Below are 17,014 nucleotides of genomic sequence, written 5' to 3'. Positions count from 1 at the left end.
GGGCGCATGCCCCGAGAGCCCCGCCCGTCCCGTCCGGTCTCACTGAGCCCGCTCGCCCCACCCGACTGGCTGGTCAGGTCCCTCAAGCCGCAGTCCGCGCCCATCCCCTGGGCGGCCGTGGCCCGCGCCTCCGTGGCGATGGCCCTCCCCCTCGCCCTCGGCATCCTCGCCGGACAGCCCTCCTACGGAGCGCTCGCCTCCATGGGCGCCCTCTCCGGAGTCATCGGCGACACCGCCGACGCCTACCGGATGCGGATCTTCAACATCGCCGTGCCGCAGCTCTTCGGCGCCCTCGGCGTCACCCTGGGCTCGCTCGTCTTCGGGCACGGCTGGGTCGCGGTCGGCGCGGTCACCCTCGTCGCGCTCGTCTCCGGGATGATGTCGACAATCGGCGCCGTCGCCTCGGTGTCCGGGTTGCTCCTGCTGCTCAACTCCGTGGTCGGCGCGGGGCTGCCCATGCCGGGGCAGTGGTGGCTCGCCCCGCTCCTGATGACCGGCGGCGGGCTCCTCGTCCTCGCGCTCGCCCTGCTCGCTTGGCCGCTGCGCTCCGGCGTCCCCGAACGCGCCGCGGTCGCCGCCTCCTACCGCTCGGTGGCCGCGCTGCTCGACGCGGCGGGCACGGACGCGTACGGCGAGGCGCGCACCGCCGTGACGGCCGCCCTGAACCAGAGCTACGACCTCGTCCTCGCCCGGCGCACCCGCGACCACGGCCGCAACCCCGAACTGGTCCGCCTCGTCGCCCAGTTGAATGCCCTCACCCCGGTCATCGAAGCGGCCCCCGCCGCCGACCAGGCCGCCCGGCACGCCTGCGTACGCCTTCCGGCGGAGGTGCCGGACGCGGTCCGCGCGCTGGCGGCGGCGGTGGAGCGGGGCGGGACCGCGCACGCCGCCGGGGGCGGACCCGGCGCCGCGCGCGCCGCGGCCCGGATCCCCGAGGCCCAGGACCACGCCACCCGCGCCCTCGACCACGCCGTCCTGCACGCGGCGGAGACCCTGGAGGACCCCGACCCGCTCGGCGTCATCGAGACCGAGGACCGCCTCGGCCGACCGGCGGCCCTCCGGGTCCGCGCCCGGCGCGCCGCCCGCAACGTCGTCCTCTCCAGCACCTCCTGGCGCTACGGCCTGCGCCTCGCACTCTGCATCGGCATCGCCCAGGCCCTGGTCTCGCTCGTCGACGTCCCCCGGTCGTACTGGGTGGCGCTCACCGTCACGTTCGTCCTCAAGCCCGACTTCGGCTCGGTCTTCTCCCGCGCGGTCCTGCGCGCGCTCGGCACCGCCGCGGGCCTGGTCGTGGCCGCCGCGGTCCTCGCCGAAGTACCGCACGGCTGGTGGGACGTGCCGGTGATGATGCTGCTCGCCCCGCTCATCCCGGCCCTCACCACCCGCGGCTACGGCTACCAGACGGCGGCGATCACCCCGGTCATCCTGCTGCTCTCCGACATCCTCAACCACCAAGGGCTCGGCCTCGTCGTGCCGCGTCTCGTGGACAGCCTGATCGGCTGCGGCATCGCGCTCGTCGCCGGGTACCTGCTCTGGCCGGAGAGCTGGGGCACCCGGATCGGCGACCGCCTCGCCGACGCGGTCGCGGACACGGCGCGGTACGTGGAGTGCGCGTTCGGCGCCGACGGCGACCCCGCCGCCCGCGCCCGCATGCGCCGCGGTCTCTACCGCGACCTGTCCGCCATCCGCTCCGAGTTCCAGCGCGCCCTGACCGAGCCCCCGCCCACCGGCACGCGCGCGGCGGCCTGGTGGCCGCTGGTCGTGGCCGTGGAACGCATCCTGGACGCCACGACGGCGGCCAGGGTCCGCATCAAGCACGGAGCGGAGGCTCCCGCAGAGGACGAGGTGGCCGAAGTCGCCCAGGAACTCCACGCCCTGGCGACCCGCCTGCGCACGTCGGTCCACCTCGAAAAGGGCCGGACGAACTTCAGAACCGACAACGAGGCCGGCGTCCTGGAACCCCTGCGCCAAGAGGTCAACGCGGCAAGAGCACTGGCATCCCCGAGGACCAGCTAGGGGCGCGGGGAACCGCGCAAAAAGGGGCGCGGGGAACTGCGCAAAAAAAGGGGCGCGGGGAACTGCGCAAAATAGGGGCGCGGGGAACTGCGCGACCAGCCACAACCGGCCCGCAGCTCCCCACACCCCTGAATCCCGCTACAGCCCGCGCTCAGCGCCCCGCGTTCACCTTGTGCAGCGCCTTGGCGAGCCCATTGGCCCACAACTGCTCCACCTGCGCCCGCTCAGCGGAATCCGGCTGGGAGTTCGTGCAGGAAGGACCGGGCCCACCACCCGACATCAGCTGACTGCACGGCCCGTCATACGTGTCCGGCAGCCCCAGCACGTGCCCGGTCTCATGCGCGGTGACCCGCGTCGAGTCGTACTCCTTGTTCTGCGCGTAGTCCAGGAAGACATAACCATTGCCGTGCCCGTCGGAGCTGGCGTACGAGCCGCGCGGGTCATTGCCCTCGCGGTACTCGAAGCTCGCGCCCGACGTACCCGCTTGGAGCTTGACGTTGGAGACCGCGCCGTTCCAGATCGACGCGGAGCTGGCTATCTGCTGGGCGAAGGTGGGGGCTCCGGACGCGTCGTAGACGACGGTCACGGACTTCGCGCCGGGGTTGGCCGCGCGCTTCTCGGCGACCGCCTTCACGACGGCCTCGAAGAACGCCTTGTTGTTCTTGGCCTCCGCGGCCGAGCCCTGGTACGGGGATGACGGGGAGTACGAGGACGTGGTGGCCGTGGCCGACGCCATGTCGTGCGTGGCGGTCGACGCCGAGGCCGAGGTCGCGCCGAGTCCGGTGACGGCGAGGCCGAGGACGGCGGCGACGGACAGGTAACGCTTGTTCATGTGTGGGGGGCTCCCTACTCGTTCCACGGCCGCGTGGGGCGGTCGATGAAAGGTGAACGGTTCGGTACCGGTGAGTGTCGGGGAGCGTGGGGCGCGTGGGAATGATGGCAACTCGCGATAGCACGGCCCTATCACCCGGTCCCGGCCTGCCCAGAACGGCCGGTTCTCATGGGGTTTGAGCGTCTGGTGCGACGGCCGTACCGGCTCTACGCTCACGGCCATGGAGCTCGACGTCAGGCACCTCCGCGCGCTGTGCGCCATCGCCGACACCGGCAGCCTGCACAAGGCGGCGCGCCAGCTCGGCATGAGCCAGCCGTCGTTGACGACCCAGCTGCGGCGCATCGAGCACGCGCTCGGCGGCCAGCTCTTCTCCCGCGAGCGCACCGGCTGCCGCCCCACCCAGCTCGGCCGGGTCGTGCTCAGCCGCGCCCGCCCCCTCGTCACGGAGATGCGGGCGCTGGTCGCGGAGACCAGGGCGGCCGCCGCCCGCGCCGCCGAGGGCCCGCAGCTGCGCATCGGCTCCACCGCGAGCCGCGCCATACCGGGCTGGCTGCGCAGGCTCCGGTCGCGCCTGCCGGGGACCGAGATGTCGCTCCAGATGGACGTGTCCGCGAACGCGCTGCTGCGCATGGTGGCGGCCGGCCAGCTCGACATCGCCTTCGTGCACGAGGTCGAGGGCTGCCCGCTGCGCATGCCGGAGGCCCTGCGAAGACGCGTGCTGCTCGACCGGGAGCCGCAGTTCGTCTCCCTCGCCGCGGACCACCCCGCGGCGGACCGGCCCGTCGTACGCCTCTCCGATCTGGCGGACGACCGCTGGATGGTGGACCCCACGGTCGACGGCGAGTGGGACGGCCTGCGCCGCGTCCTGACCTCGGCCGGGCTCAACCCCCGTGTCCTGCACGGCGATTACCTCACCGCGGCGTCCCTCGTCGCCACCGGCGAGGTCGTCGCGCTCTGCCAGCCGACCTCGCGCGGCAGGACCGACATGGCCGTACGCCCCCTGTACGGCGACCCCCTCGGCGTGCGCCTCATGCTGGTGGCCCGCACGGAGGAGGAGCTCGACGCGGTCTACGGCGAGCTGGAGGCCGCGTACTGGGAGGCCGCGCGCCAGGCGACCGCCTACAGGGAGTGGCTGCTGCGGTCCGGCGACACCCGGGGAAGCGCGGGCGGGACGTTGGTCCCGGCCAGCCGATGACCTTCGGCCGCACCCCCTCCGACCTGCACTTTTAACCGTTTTACGGTACTGGGTCACACCCTGAGGCCACTTGTTACCTTTCCTACGGATGACGCACACATCGCGCCCGTAACTTCATGTCTGTCGCCACCGCAAAGGGGCACAAAAACGGACAGCTCGATCTGTAGCCACGAGGGAAGTCACCACATGCGCGCCACTCGCCGTACCTTCCGTACCGCCGCCATCGCCACCGGAGCCATCGCCGCGCTCGCCGTCCCGACCACGGCGGCGTTCGCCGCGGACGCGACGCCGACGCCGCACGGCCAGGTCGCGCAGGACGACCAGACGAGCAAGGACCAGGACCAGGACCAGGGCCAGGGCCACGACCAGGGCCAGGACGACACCGGCAAGAAGGACGAGACCGGTCAGAAGGACGAGACGGGCAAGGACGAGACCGGTCAGGACAAGGACAAGGACAAGGACAAGCCGGTCCCCGGCGGCTGGGAGTCCAAGGGCACGACCGACCTCGGCAAGGGCTGGTCCGCGAAGGTCGACGTCAACGCCTCCGCCCGTACCGCCAAGGCCGCCATCTCCCTGAACGGCGAGGCCAAGGGCTCCCTCACCGCGTACGAGAAGTCCACGAGCACGAAGATCGACGGCAACACCTTCACCCTCACGCCCAGCGGCGCCGTCACCATGCAGGCCAAGCCCACCCCGCCGAAGCCGCAGCCGCAGCCTGACCACAAGCGCACCCTCGTCCGCGAGTACAAGAACCTCGGCGGCACCGGCTTCGACGCCAAGGTCTACAAGGTCAAGGGCGGCTACGAGGCCGACATGATCGCCAAGGCTCCCGACAGCGGCAAGAAGACCGTCTGGGACACCCTGAAGCAGGCGGGCAGCAAGGCGGCGTACGGCCAGCACAACGGCGCCCACTTCGTGCTCAACCCCGACGGCACCATGAAGGGCTGGGTCGACGGCAAGACCCACGGCGGCGGCACGCACCACAACGGCACGAAGCCGCAGCCCCAGCACGAGACGCACCGCAACGGGGACCGGACCGTCCCGAGGGGCGGCGTCAAGGCAGGCGCCGACGGCGTCACGCCCGCCTCCGACGACGCCCCGCTGATCGCGGCGGGCGGCGGCATGGCGGCCGTCGGCGCGGCGGGCCTCGGCTTCGCGCTCTACCGCCGCAAGCAGAACGGCTGACGGACGCAAGCAGAACGGCTGACGGATACCAGCACCAGGTGAAGGGGGCACCCCGCAACGGCGGAGTGCCCCCTTCACCTGCCTGCGATGTACATACATACGTACGTACGGTCAGACGCCGATGTCGCGGCCGTCCTCGCGCCACACCGAGACGACCGAAGGGCGGACGATCCGGCCGGGCCCGTCCGGCCAGGCGCTCGCCGGCTTCTCGACCGACGCCCCGTCGACCTCGCCCGGGTGCTGCACGGAGACGAGCACCCGGCGGTCCTGGACGAGCGGCCCGCAGGTCTCCGCGCCGGTCGGCATGGTCAGGAACTGCTTGAGCTCACCGCGCCGCTCGCCGCGCGTGGCGACGCCGAACAGGCCGTCGTGCGAGCCGAGTTGATTGCCGTCGGTGGATATCCACAGGTTGCCGTGCGGGTCGAAGGCGACGTTGTCCGGGCAGGAGATCGGCGAGACGCGCTCCTTGGGGAAGCCCGCGAAGTACGTCGCGGGGTCCTCCGGGTCGCCCGCGACGAGGAAGAGCGACCAGCCGAAGGTGGTGGCGTCCGCGCGGCCCCTGCGCTCGGTCAGCTCCAGGATCTGCCCGTGCTTGTTGAGGTTGCGCGGGTTGGCCTCGTCGGCACCGGCCTTGCCCGCCTTGCCGCGGTCGGAGTTGTTCGTCAGCGCGACGTACACCTTGCCGGTGTGCGGCGACGGCTCGATGTCCTCGGGCCGGTCCATCTTCGTGGCGCCGACCTTGTCACCGGCGAGGCGCGTGAAGACGTACACCTCCTCGGCGGTCATGCCGTCGACATGGCTGACGGCCTTCCCGCCGGGACCGGCGGTGGCGAGCGGGATCCACGTGCCGCTTCCGTCGAACTCGCCGTCCTCCGGAAGCGTGCCCTTCCCGTCGATCTCGTCCGCCGGGGAGTCACCGGTCAGCTTGGCGACGTACAGAGTTCCCTCGTCCAGCAGCGAGAGGTTGTGCTCGTGGGCGGCCCGCGAGGTGCCCTTGGCCATGCGCTTGCTGCTGACGAACTTGTAGAAGTAGTCGAACTTCTCGTCGTCGCCCATGTAGACCACCGGACGGCCGTCGTGCGTCAGGCGCGGCTGCGCCGCCTCGTGCTTGAAGCGGCCGAGCGCGGTGCGCTTGCGTGGGGTCGACTCCGGGTCGTACGGGTCGAGTTCGACGACCCAGCCGAAACGGTTGGCCTCGTTGGGCTCCTGGGCGAGGTCGAAGCGGCGGTCGAACCGCTCCCACTTGCGCTCGGAGGCCTCGCCCGTCACGCCGTAGCGCTTGAGCCGTGCGGCGGCGGTCGGATCGGTTACCTTCGCGGCGTTGCCGAAGTACTGGTTGAAGTTCTCCTCGCCGTGCAGCGTGGTGCCCCACGGGGTGGTGCCGCCCGAGCAGTTGTTGAGGGTGCCGAGGACGGTGGTACCGCGCGGATCGGCCTGTGTGCGCACGAGCTCGCTGCCCGCGACCGGGCCGGAGAGACGGAAGCGGCTGGTCGCGGTGAGGCGCCGGTTGAGGTGGTGCCGGGAGACGGCGCGCAGCTTGCCGCTGCGCCGCTCGCCCTCGACCACGACGACGGAGAGGCCGTGGGCCGCCCAGGCGATCTCGACCTGCTCGCGGGTCGGGTTCGCGGGGTCGTACCCCTTGAACATCAGGATCTCGTCCGTGTACTCGTGGTTGGCGACGAGGACCTGGCGCCCGTGCTCGCGGCGGAGCGGCAGCAGGCTGAGGAAGTCGTTGTTGTACCCGAACTGCCCGGCCTGCGCCGCGGCGGTCTGCTTCTCCGCGTCGAAGGCGGGCGCGCCGCGCAGGATGGGCTCGCCCCAGCGGATGACGACGTTCTGCTCGTACCCGGCGGGGACGGTGACGGCGTCGGTGGTGTTGGGCGCGACGGGCGCGAACCGCAGTCCGCGCGCTCCCTTGTCCGGGCGGCCACCCGGGCGGTCACCCGTACGGTCCGCGGGCGCGGCGGCGACGGCTTCCGGGGCGCCGGGCCCCGCCATGACCGCGCCGCCCGCGGCGGTGGCGACCGTCACGACGGCGGCGGCGCGCAGCATCGAACGGCGGCTGAGGGCACCGGCTATGACGTCGCCGACGTACGCGTTGTCGCTGGTGTTCGGCACCTCGCCGAAGCACGCGTCACCGCAGCGGAACCGGCAGGTCAGGGCGGAACGGCCGCCGCTCCCCTGATGCGAGGTGATGATCGGCAGCGGTGTGCGCACGGGTCCTCCGTCGTTGTGGCGTGCTCGTGGACGTGGCTTGATTCCGCCGTGAGGCTAGGCGCGGGTTCCGGCAGGGCGGCGGCCTGCGGGTGAACGGGCGGTGAATCCATGGCGCCCGGGGAGGAGTTGCCGGGTGGGTGAGGGGGCGGGGCCGGGGCCGGGAGCTGGGCCGGAACCGCGGCCGGTGGCCGGGCCGGGGGCCGGGCCGGGAGCAGGGCCGGAACCGGAAGGTGGTTCGGGCGGGTGACGGAGGGCGACCCTGCCCAAGATCACGTACGGCGGCGGCTAACCTTACGTGTCCGCCCTGGCCAGGGATTATCGGGAATCAACTCACGCGAAGGGTTGCGCACATGGGCATTCTGAACCGCCTGCGGAACGCGTTCGGACGGTCACGCAAGGAGAGCGTTCCGGAGGCTCGGGAGCCTGAGCGTGCGACTGCGCCGGAGCAGGGGGCGACGCCGCCGGAGACGGTGACGCTGCCGGAGACGGTGACGCTGCCGTCCCCCTCGTCCGAGCCGACCCCGGACCCGCCCCGCAAGGCCTCGGTCCCCGCCCCCAGCCAGGAGCCTTCGCCTTCGGCGGTGGACGACTTGGTGGCAGCGGCGTTCGACAACGTGACGGTGCCGAAGGCTGCCGCCGGCGAGACGGAGACCCCGCCTGCTCCCGAGCCGGAGGCTGAGGCCGGGGAGGCGAAGGCTGACGCCGGGGAGACGGAGGCCCCGACTGCCCCCGAGCCGAAGGCTGCCGCCGGGGAGGCGAAGGCTGACGCCGAGGAGACGGAGGCCCCGACTGCCCCCGAGCCGGAGGCTGACGCCGAGGAGCGGGAGGCCGAGCAGACCGCTGGCGCTTCCGAGCCGGAGGCTGAGCAGCCCGCGGCCGCTCACGAGCCGGAGGCTGAGGCTGAGGCCGAGCAGCCCGCCACCGCTGCCACCACCGCTGTGGGCAAACGTCCCGCAGGGCGGGACGGGTGGGCACAGCCCCCGGTGCCGGGCAGCGATGAAGACGGCGTCCCTGAGTCCGAGCCGAAGGCTGAGCAGCCCGCAGAGGTCGACCCCGAGCCGAAGGCCGACGTTCCGGAGACGAAGACCCCCACCACCCCCGAGCCGAAGGCCGACGTTCCGGAGACGAAGACCCCCACCACCCCCGAGCCGAAGGCTGAGCAACCCGCAGAGGTCGACCCCGAGCCGAAGGCCGAGCCCCACCAGGCAGCCGAGCCCAAGCCGAAGCCCGCCGTCCCCGCAACCCACATCCGGTCCAAAGCCCCGGGGCTAGCAAACGCCTACAAGGCCGCCGCCACCGCCCTGAAGAAGAACGGCCTCACCGGCACCCGCGCCCCCGTCTACCTCGTCCTGGACCGCTCCGGCTCCATGCGCCCGTACTACAAGGACGGCTCCGCCCAGAGCCTCGGCGAGCAGGTCCTCGCCCTCGCCGCGCACACGGACCCCGAGGCCACCGTCCACGTCGTCTTCTTCTCGACGGACATCGACGGCACCGGCACGCTCACGCTCCCCGAGTACGAGGGCCGCATCGACGAGCTGCACGCGGCGGCGGGCCGCCTGGGCCGCACCAGTTACCACCGCGCGATCGAAGAGGTCGTGGCGCACTACGAGAAGTCGGACCACGCGGGCGAACCCGCCCTCGTGATCTTCCAGACGGACGGCGCCCCGGACGCGAAGGGCCCGGCGACCCAGGCCCTGACGGAAGCCGCCGCGCACCCCCTCTTCTTCCAGTTCATTGCGTTCGGCGAGCACGAGAACAAGGCCTTCGACTACCTCCGCAAACTGAAGGCGGACAACGCGGCCTTCTTCCACGCGGGCCCGACCCCTCGCGAGCTCACGGACAAGGAGCTCTACGAGGGCCTCCTGGCGAACTGGCGCCCGTAACACCAAACCCCAAGCACAAGCGCACCAGACACAGCGGGCCGTGGAACATTCCCACGGCCCGCTCCCGCATCCCCGTAGCACCAACGGACCCCCCATATCTATGGTGTTGACACCTTCCAACACGGGCCGACCAGGGGGAACGCAATGGCGGACGAACCAGATTCCGAGAACCCGCAGAACCAGCAGAACCAGCAGAACCGGCAGAACCGGCATGACCCGCAGAACCCGCAGGACCCGCAAGACTGGCTCGACCTCGCCGACGCCCTCGACCTGCTCCGCGCCCAGATCGCCGAATCCCAGCGCCGCGCCCGCACCGCGGACATCCGCTTCGACGTCGGCGAAATCACCGTCGACTTCGAGCTGGAGCTCCATCGCACCCGCGCCGCGGGCGGCGGCCTGCGTTTCGCCGTCGTCCAGGCGGAGGGCCGCGCGGAGAGCGCCCACAGGGCCACCCAGCGCGTCAGCCTCACCCTGAGACCGCGCGGTCGTGACGCCGGGGCCGGGGACGTCGCCATCGGCGACTGGGAGGAGTAGCCAGGAGTGGACGTCGACCGCGTCGTACGGATCGTGCCGCGGGCCCCCGCTCCCGGCAGCCCGGACAGCCCGGACAGCCCCTACGGCATAGGCACCCCAGACACCCCAGGCAGCCCCGCCCGCCCCCACCCCTCAGGCACCGGCTACCTCGTGGCACCCCGCCTCGTCCTGACCGCCGCCCACCTCGTCCCGGACACCACCGCCGAGGCCACCCCCTGCGTGACCACGGCCGGAGACCCGCACTCGTACCCGTATCCACACCCGCACCCGCACCCGTACACCACGACGCTGCGCTGGACCACGGCCCGCACCGGCGCGCTCGACGGCGGCCCCGACGCCGCCCTGCTGGAGATCACCGACCCGGCCTGGCAGCCACCCGGCTCCTTCCTGGGCCGGGCCCGCAGGCGCCCGCAGCGCTGGGGCCGGCTGGTCACCGACACCATGGGGCAGCCCGTGTGCTGCCACGGCTTCGCCCGCGTGCAGCGCGACGCGCGGGACGGCGCCCGCCTCGAACAGCTCTCCGCGCGCATCAACCCGCTCAGCGGCTTCCCGGCCCCGCGGTACGAACTGACCGGCGCCACAGGACCGTTCGGCGCCGCCCGCGGCGCGGACTCGCCCTGGGCCGGCCTCTCGGGCGCCGCGGTCTTCACCGCGGAGCCCACCCGCACCCCCGGCGAACTCCGCCCCGGCGAACTGCTCCTTGGCGTCGTCCGGGCGGACCGGGGCGCCGCGACCGGCGTACGGCTCGCGGTGACCCGGGCCGAGGACCTGCTCCGCGACCCGGAGTTCCGGGCCGTCGTCAGCGAGCACAACGGCGGCCTGCCGCCCGAACCCGAGGCCGCGGAACTCGTCGGCCTGCTCGCCCCCGCCGCCGCGCAGCGCGATCTGAAGTCACCCCTGACGGTGCTGCGCGCGGACGTGGAGGCGGTCGCGTTCCGGGGGCGCGAGGAGGAGCTGGGGGAGCTGCGGCGCTGGTGCGTGGCGGACGACTCCGTGCACCAGGTGGCCACGCTGGTGGGCCCTGGCGGCCAGGGAAAATCCCGTATCGCGCGCGAACTGGCGGCCGGACTGCGGGGCGAGGGCTGGGTGGCGGGCCGGCTGCGGCATGAGACGGTGCGGGGCGGCGGGAGCCTCACCACGGCCGACGCCCTGCGGCCGCTGCACGGCGTCGTGCACCCCACGCTGGTCATCGTCGACTACGCCGAGACCCGGCCCGATCTCGTCCGCCAGCTGATCGGCCTGGCCGACAGCGCCCGCGACCGGTTCCGCGTGCTGCTCCTTGCCCGGTCCGTCGGCGCGTGGGTGGACACCGCGCTCGGCCGTTCCGCCCTGGCGTACGGCATGCGGGACAGTGCGCCGGAGTTCGTGCTGCGCCCCCTGTACACGGCGCCGGGACCGGCCGCCAAAGCGTTCCGGCTCGCCCTGACCGACCTGGCGCAGGTCCTCGGCCAGGTGCCGCCCGGCGCGCACCGCCACGGTGACGTGGACTGGTCCGAACTGGCCGCGCGCATCTCCACCCCGCCCCTCGACGACGGCCGCGAGACCCCGCTCTCCTTACAGATGCGGGCCCTTGAAGCGCTGCTCGGGCACGCGGCGGGCGACCCCGTGCGCGCCACCAGCCGAAGCTCCGTGGAGCCCGCCCTCCTCGACCACGAGGCGTCCTACTGGTCGAGCACGTCCGCCGCCCTCGGCTTCGACGCCGACCACGACGTCGACGACGCCCGGCTGCTGCGCCGTGCGGTCGCCGCCGCCACCCTGTGCGGGGCCGTCGACCGCGCGGAGGGCCGCACGACGCTCGCCCGGCTGCCCCACCCGGGCCCGGTCCCGGTCGACAAGCTCGACCGCTGGCTCGGCACCCTCTATCCGGCGGCGCCGGGCCGCCACTGGGGCGCGCTGCACCCCGACCGGGTGGCGGAGTTCCAGGCGTCCGCGGAGGTCGTGGAGGACCCGGAACTGCTGCCCGCGCTGCTCGACGGCGCCTCCGACGAGCAGTGGACCAACGCCTTCACGGTGCTGACCCGCGCGGTCGTCGCCCACACCAACGAGTCCCGCCCCGACGCGGCCCGCGCCGTCCTCGCCCTGCTGGATCACGTCCTTGACCACATAGACCGGGCGCCGTTGGGCCTCCCGGCGCTCCGCGCCTGCTCGGAGGCGCTGCCCAACGAGTCGCACGTCCTGAGCCGGCTCGCCCTGCGGGTGGCCGAGGTCCTCGTGGAGCGGCACGCGCGGGCCACCCCGGCCGGGGCCCGCCCGCCCACCGACGCCGAGCGCGCGGGCGATCTGCACAACCTCGCCCACCACCTGCGGGTCACGTCCCACTGGGCCGACGCCGTGCAGACCTCCGAGACCGCCCTGCACCTGCGCGAGAACCTGGCGCGCCAGGACCCGGAGACGTACGAGTCCGATCTCGCGGCGAGCTGCGAACTGTCCGCGCGGACCCTCTCCCAGGTGCGGATGGACGTGGCACGCCACCGCATCGACCGGGCCCTGCTCATCCAGCGCCGCCTCCACCGCGAGGACCCGGAACAGCACCGCCTCCAGCTCGTGCGCTGCCTGCGCACCGCCTGCTACATCCAGTGGTACGCGGGCGACCGTGACGAGTCCGCCCGCCTCGGCGACGAGGCCGCCGGGCTCAGCCGCCTCCTCGAAGTCTCCGAACCGGGCCGTCATCTGGGACTGCTCACCCACATCCTGGACAGCCAGAGCATCAACCACTGGCACGCCAAGCGGTTCCCCGACGCCATCAGCGTCACCAGCGAGTCCCTGCACCTCCTCGGCGAGCAGATGGCCGTCAACCCCGACGCGCACGCCCCGTCCTACGCCGCCGCCCTCCACTCCCAGGCCCTCAATTACGACAGCACGGGACGCACGGACGAGGCGGTCGTCCTGTGCCGGCAGGCGGTGGAGATCTACCGCGGGTACGCGGCGGACTACCCGGAGATGTACGAGCGCCTGCTGGGCCAGGCCCTGCACAATCTGGCGCTCATCGAGCGGGACAGGGGCGACCGCGAGGCGTCCCTCGGCCACATGCGGGAGGCCGCCGACCTGCGCAGGGCCCTCTGCTCCAGCGCGCCCGGCGCCCGCAGCTCGCGGGGTTCGGGCGCCTCGTCGTCCTGGCTGGGCTGCTGGCTGAGGGACGACGACAGACTGCGGGAAGCCGTCGCGGCCTTCCGGGAAGCCGTGGCCGCGCACCGGGCGGTGCTCGCCGCGGAGCCCGGCCCTGACACGCGGGCCGAGCTCGCCTCCGAGCTGGAGCGGCTCGGCCGGTGCCAGGAACTCCTCTCCGCCTCGGCCGCCGGCGAACGCGCCGAGAACGACCTGCTGAAGGCCGCGATGGCGGCGCTGCGGGAGAGCGTGACGCTGTACCGCAGCGCCGCGGCAGGATCGCCCGACCCCGAGGCGTACGACGACGAACTGTGGGTCTCCGTCGACGGCCTCGCCCGCTGCTACCGGCAGGCGGGCCACGCGGGGCCGCAGCGCGTCCTCCTGCGCGCGGCCCTGCCCATGCTGCGCCGGCGCGCGGCCCAGGAACCCGCCCGGCGTTCCGCCCTCGCCTCCTGCCTCGCGGACCTGGGCGAGGCGTACCGCGAGACCACGTACCGACGCCAGGGCCTGCTCCTCCTCGAAGAGGCGGTCGCGCTGGAGGAGGCGGTCGTACGGGAGGCCGGGCCGGAGGCCGCCGTCGCGAACCTGCGGGCGTACCTGGTGCGGCTGCGCGAGTCCCAGTACCAGGTACGCAGGTACGCCGCGGCGGCGCGCAGCGCCGAGCGGGTCGTCCCCCTCGTCCGCCACGAGCACGAGAAGGACTCCGCTCAGGCGCCGCCGCTCGGGCCGGAGATCGTCCAGCTGGCCCGCGCGTACTCCCGTACGGGCCGCTGCGCGGAGGCCGAACGGCTGGCGGCCGAGGGGGTCGCGGTCGCGCGCCGCGCGGCGGCCGTGGCGGAGCCCGCGCACAGGATCACCGCCACACTGCGGCTCCAGGCGGAGACCCTCCTGGAGTGCGCCCGGCGCACCGGGAGCATGCGGACCGCCCGCGCGGCGCTCGCCCCGGCGCAGGAGGCGCTGGCCGTCGTGCGCCACCGCTGGACCGCCGATCCCGGGGCCCACGCGTGGGAGCTGCGGGACACCGCGCTCTGCCTCGCGGACGTGCTCGACGGGCTCGGCCGCCGCGCGGAGGCGGCGGACGTACGCGACCGCCTGGCGCCGCCGCCTGCGCCTGCGCGTCTACCTCTGCTACCGCCTCCGCCTCCACCTCCACGGAAGCATCCACCGACGACGGAAGAGACCGCATGACCACGGACGAGCCGGGGACCTGGAGCGAGCCGGACGCCACGGACGAGCAGGCCATCAGGGACGACGAGCGGCGGGCCACGCTCGTCTTCCCCTCGGTGGAGGACTTCGTGAACGACTACCTCGTCCACCTCGTGCAGCGCCGCACCGACGACGGGAGCCACGTCTGGTGCCCGTGCTGGTGGGCCCATGCCGAGGCCATCGCCCGTCTCACCGCCCTGTGGCGGGCCTTCGAGTACCTCAGCCGCGACTCGGCGCTCGGCATGACCAACTGGTGGCTGCACCACGCCGACCCGCACCTGGCCGTCCTCCTCAGCCCCTACGGCCCCTTCCACGCCTGCGGGACAAGCCTCGGCCACCAGGCCCCCAGCCCCCTGCCGACAGAACCGGCGCCCCCTGGCACCTTCGACCACCCGGCCTTCGTACTCATCGACGACGGCCCTTTCCCCGACACGCCCCTGAACCTGCCCACGTCCTGAGACGGCACCGGGACCCCGCCCGGGCCGCCGCGAACCGAGGTGAGTCGATCTCCATCCGGCCGTTAGGATTTCGACCATGGCGGCCACTGGATCCGAGAAGCAGGGAGCGGGCGAGAACGCGAAGGCGTTCTACGTCTCGACCCCCATCTACTACGTAAACGACGCTCCTCACCTGGGCCACGCCTACACGACCGTTGCAGGGGACGTGCTCACGCGCTGGCACCGTCAGCGCGGCGAGAAGGTGTGGTACCTCACCGGCACGGACGAGCACGGTCAGAAGATCATGCGCACGGCCGAGGCGAACGACGTCACCCCCCAGGAGTGGTGCGACAAGCTCGTCACCGAGGCCTGGAAGCCCCTCTGGGAGCATCTGAACATCGCGAACGACGACTTCATCCGTACGACGGAGAAGCGTCACACCGACCGCGTCCAGGAGTTCGTCCAGGATCTCTACGACAAGGGTGAGATCTACAAGGGCGGCTACGAGGGCCCGTACTGCGTGGGCTGCGAGGAGTACAAGCTCCCCGGCGACCTGATCGACGGCGAGGGCGAGTTCTCCGGACAGAAGCTCTGCCCGATCCACAAGAAGCCGGTGGAACTCCTCCAGGAGGAGAACTACTTCTTCAAGCTGAGCGAGTACGGCGACAAGCTCCTCGCCCTGTACGAGGCGAACCCGGACTTCATCCAGCCCGAGTCGGCCCGCAACGAGGTCGTGAACTTCGTCAAGCAGGGCCTTCAGGACCTCTCCATCTCCCGGTCGACGTTCGACTGGGGCGTGAAGGTCCCCTGGGACGACAAGCACGTCATCTACGTGTGGGTCGACGCGCTCCTGAACTACGCGACGGCGGTGGGCTACGGCGCGAACGAGGAGAAGTTCACCTCGACCTTCCCCGCGAACGTGCACCTCGTCGGCAAGGACATCCTCCGCTTCCACGCGGTGATCTGGCCCGCGATGCTGCTCGCGCAGGGCCTGCCGGTGCCGGGCCGCGTCGCCGCGAACGGCTGGCTGATGGTCGGCGGCGAGAAGATGTCGAAGTCGAACCTGACGGGCATCAAGCCCCAGGACCTGACCTCGCACTTCGGCGTGGACGCGTACCGCTGGTACTTCCTGCGCGCGATCGCGTTCGGCAGCGACGGCTCGTTCTCCTGGGAGGACTTCTCCGCCCGCTACACGAGCGAGCTGGCGAACGACTACGGCAACCTCGCGTCCCGTGTCGCGGCGATGGTCGGCAAGTACTTCGGCGGCGAGCTGCCCGCGGCGACGGCGTCCGGCGACGCCGAGAAGGCGGTCGAGGACGGCCTGACGAAGGCGGTCGCCGAGGCCGACCGGAAGATCGGCGAGGAGCTGGACTTCCAGGGCGGCATCCTGGCGATCTTCGACTTCGTGAAGCAGGTCAACGGCTACATCACGGAGCAGGAGCCGTGGAAGGTGGCCAAGGACGACTCCGACGAGGGCAAGGCCCGCCTCGCGACGATCCTCTACACGGCCGCGGAGTCGCTGCGCGCCGTGGCGGTCCTCCTCAACCCGGTCATGCCCGAGACCTCCCAGAAGCTCTGGGACTCCCTCGGCGCGGAGCCCCTCCTGGGCGCCCTCGCCGACCAGGAGCTCGGCGCGGCCGGCACGTGGGGCACGCTGCCCGCGGGCGCGACGGTCACGAAGGGCGCGGTGCTGTTCCCGCGCCTGGAGGAGAAGCCGACCGCGTAACGGCACGCCTGCCGCATGGCGAAGGGCCGGAAACCACCGGGTGGTTTCCGGCCCTTCGCCATGCTGCGGTCAGTGCACCCAGTCCTTCAACGCCTCGGTCTCCAGGTCGATGCCCACCGGATCCGGCAACGCGACGGCCTTGCCGAACGGCACCGTCACCACCACCTCGTACCGCTCCCCGTCGGGCTGGGAGTGCACCTTGACCTCGCAGGAGTCGCGGTCGATCAGCAGGTAGACGGGGATGCCGCTCTCGGCGTAGGCCCGCGGCTTCTCGACCCGGTCGCGGTCATCGGTGTCGGCATCGCCCGAGGTGACCTCCACGACCATGAGCAGACCGTCCGTGGACGCCCACTCACCCTGCCCCACAAAGGTGTCGATAGGTGCGAGACAGCCATCGGGGCGGGCGTTCCCCTTACAGTAGGTGTCCACGCGGAGACCTTGGTCGGGGAAGAGCCATAGCCCCTGCCGCGACTGGATACAGATCTGTGTCAGCCAGGCGATGATCCGCCCGTGGTCACCGTCCGGCACCGCCTTGACCCCCAGTTTCCCGTTGACGAACTCCAGCCGCAGCGCTTCGTTCGTCCGTATGGCGTGGCGCGCGAGTTCCTCGAATTCGTCCTGGGTCAAAACACTGGACCGCCCATCCACGACGCTCATGACGGCCTCCTTCGGATCCGG

At 72.4% G+C, this 17,014-nt stretch carries 11 protein-coding genes; 8 read left to right on the top strand and 3 right to left on the bottom strand.

The annotated features are described in order from the left end of the window. Nucleotides 1-6: 6 nt before the first annotated feature. On the top strand, nt 7-2,016 hold the full coding sequence (locus tag ACFVYL_RS31225) for an FUSC family protein (protein ID WP_389721902.1): 2,010 nt from the start codon (nt 7-9) through the stop codon (nt 2,014-2,016). A 151-nt stretch (nt 2,017-2,167) separates the two neighbouring features. Here the strand turns inward: ACFVYL_RS31225 and snpA are convergent, their stop codons facing one another. Then, nucleotides 2,168-2,848, bottom strand: a complete 681-nt coding sequence (snpA, locus tag ACFVYL_RS31220; RefSeq protein WP_389721900.1) for a snapalysin — start codon at nt 2,846-2,848, stop codon at nt 2,168-2,170. 220 nt (nt 2,849-3,068) lie between these two features. On the opposite strand from snpA, the gene ACFVYL_RS31215 reads away from it, so the two are divergent. Continuing rightward, nucleotides 3,069-4,043 carry a LysR family transcriptional regulator gene (locus ACFVYL_RS31215; RefSeq protein ID WP_389721898.1) on the top strand — a complete coding sequence of 325 codons (975 nt, stop codon included), beginning with the start codon at nt 3,069-3,071 and terminating at the stop codon, nt 4,041-4,043. Between the two features lie 186 nt (nt 4,044-4,229). Further along, the gene (locus ACFVYL_RS31210) at nt 4,230-5,228 is read left to right on the top strand and encodes a hypothetical protein (protein ID WP_389721896.1); all 999 of its coding nucleotides are present in this window, start codon (nt 4,230-4,232) and stop codon (nt 5,226-5,228) included. Between the two features lie 111 nt (nt 5,229-5,339). On the opposite strand, the gene ACFVYL_RS31205 is transcribed toward ACFVYL_RS31210, so the two are convergent. Then, complete coding sequence (locus tag ACFVYL_RS31205; protein ID WP_389721894.1) at nt 5,340-7,445, bottom strand: PhoX family protein; 2,106 nt, start codon at nt 7,443-7,445, stop codon at nt 5,340-5,342. Between the two features lie 350 nt (nt 7,446-7,795). Between ACFVYL_RS31205 and ACFVYL_RS31200 the strand changes: the two genes are divergently transcribed. The 5 genes from ACFVYL_RS31200 (at nt 7,796) to metG (ending at nt 16,336) form a co-directional block, all read left to right on the top strand. Continuing rightward, a complete protein-coding gene (locus ACFVYL_RS31200; RefSeq protein ID WP_389721892.1) occupies nt 7,796-9,328 on the top strand; it encodes a VWA domain-containing protein in 1,533 nt (510 codons plus the stop codon). A gap of 144 nt (nt 9,329-9,472) precedes the next feature. Next, nucleotides 9,473-9,862 carry a trypco2 family protein gene (locus ACFVYL_RS31195; RefSeq protein ID WP_389721890.1) on the top strand — a complete coding sequence of 130 codons (390 nt, stop codon included), beginning with the start codon at nt 9,473-9,475 and terminating at the stop codon, nt 9,860-9,862. Between the two features lie 6 nt (nt 9,863-9,868). Further along, the gene (locus ACFVYL_RS31190) at nt 9,869-14,155 is read left to right on the top strand and encodes a tetratricopeptide repeat protein (RefSeq protein ID WP_389721888.1); all 4,287 of its coding nucleotides are present in this window, start codon (nt 9,869-9,871) and stop codon (nt 14,153-14,155) included. Beyond that, nucleotides 14,152-14,631: a DUF4913 domain-containing protein gene (locus tag ACFVYL_RS31185; RefSeq protein WP_389721886.1), complete on the top strand. Its 480-nt coding sequence runs from the start codon at nt 14,152-14,154 to the stop codon at nt 14,629-14,631. The genes ACFVYL_RS31190 and ACFVYL_RS31185 overlap by 4 nt, the downstream gene beginning before the upstream one ends. A 76-nt stretch (nt 14,632-14,707) precedes the next feature. Next, nucleotides 14,708-16,336 carry a methionine--tRNA ligase gene (gene metG, locus ACFVYL_RS31180; RefSeq protein WP_389721884.1) on the top strand — a complete coding sequence of 543 codons (1,629 nt, stop codon included), beginning with the start codon at nt 14,708-14,710 and terminating at the stop codon, nt 16,334-16,336. Between the two features lie 69 nt (nt 16,337-16,405). Here the strand turns inward: metG and ACFVYL_RS31175 are convergent, their stop codons facing one another. Beyond that, a complete protein-coding gene (locus ACFVYL_RS31175) occupies nt 16,406-16,993 on the bottom strand; it encodes a Uma2 family endonuclease (RefSeq protein WP_389721882.1) in 588 nt (195 codons plus the stop codon). Between the last annotated feature and the right edge of the window lie 21 nt (nt 16,994-17,014).

It is taken from the genome of Streptomyces sp. NPDC058308, assembly GCF_042880275.1.
GTDB lineage: Bacteria > Actinomycetota > Actinomycetes > Streptomycetales > Streptomycetaceae > Streptomyces.
Note: the sequence above shows the minus strand (reverse complement) of the source record. Positions and strands in the feature narration are given on the sequence as shown.